1 protein-coding gene is annotated in these 1221 nt (G+C 53.6%); it reads right to left on the minus strand.

From position 1 onward, the window contains the following. Positions 1-29: 29 nt before the first annotated feature. Positions 30-1150 (minus strand): IS3-like element ISSen4 family transposase gene (locus ACNQ0W_RS25130; RefSeq protein WP_087451024.1). Its coding sequence is split into 2 segments (ribosomal slippage): positions 30-892 and positions 892-1150, totalling 1122 coding nucleotides; the frame shifts between segments, so codons are not numbered across the junction. Positions 1151-1221 lie beyond the last annotated feature (71 nt).

Here is a 1221-nt window from a genome sequence, read left to right on the forward strand (position 1 = left end):
TGACCTGCCCCCACGATTAGATACAACGCTCAGTTAGTAACGTCGGAATCTTCATTCTCAGAATGACCCTTTCTCCAGCCCGCTGCAAATTCAGACGGTGTCTGATAATTCAGCGTGGAGTGCGGGCGGCATTCGTTATAATCCTGCCGCCAGTCATTAATAATTTTCCTGGCATGAACGATATCGCTGAACCAGTGCTCATTCAAACATTCATCGCGAAATCGTCCGTTAAAGCTCTCAATAAATCCGTTCTGCGTTGGCTTGCCCGGCTGGATTAAGCGCAACTCAACACCATGCTCAAAGGCCCATTGATCCAGTGCACGGCAAGTGAACTCCGGCCCCTGGTCAGTTCTTATCGTCGCCGGATAGCCTCGAAACAGTGCAATGCTGTCCAGAATACGCGTGACCTGAACGCCTGAAATCCCAAAGGCAACAGTGACCGTCAGGCATTCCTTTGTGAAATCATCGACGCAGGTAAGACACTTGATCCTGCGACCGGTGGAAAGTGCGTCCATGACGAAATCCATCGACCAGGTCAGATTGGGCGCCGCCGGACGGAGCAGCGGCAGACGTTCTGTTGCCAGCCCTTTACGACGTCTTCTGCGTTTTACGCCCAGGCCACTGAGGTGATAAAGCCGGTACACGCGCTTATGATTAACATGAAGCCCTTCACGGCGCAGCAACTGCCAAATACGACGGTAGCCAAAACGCCTGCGCTCCAGTGCCAGCTCAGTGATGCGCCCTGATAAATGCGCATCAGCAGCCGGACGGTGAGCCTCATAGCGGCAGGTCGACAGGGATAAACCTGTAAGCCTGCAGGCACGACGTTGCGACAGACCGGTCGCATCACACATCAACATCACGGCTTCCCGCTTCTGGTCTGTCGTCAGTACTTTCGCCCAAGAGCCACCTGAAGCGCCTCTTTATCCAGCATGGCTTCGGCAAGCAGCTTCTTGAGTCTGGCGTTCTCTTCCTCAAGCGACTTCAGGCGCTTAACTTCAGGCACCTCCATACCGCCATACTTCTTACGCCAGGTGTAAAACGTGGCATCGGAAATGGCATGCTTGCGGCAGAGTTCACGGGCGGGTACCCCAGCTTCGGCTTCGCGGAGAATACTGATGATCTGTTCGTCGGAAAAACGCTTCTTCATGGGGATGTCCTCATGTGGCTTATGAAGACATTACTAACATCGGGGTGTACTAATCAACGGGGAGCAGGTCA

The sequence above is a fragment of the Enterobacter cloacae complex sp. 6730903 genome (assembly GCF_048283985.1).
Lineage (GTDB): Bacteria > Pseudomonadota > Gammaproteobacteria > Enterobacterales > Enterobacteriaceae > Enterobacter > Enterobacter hormaechei_C.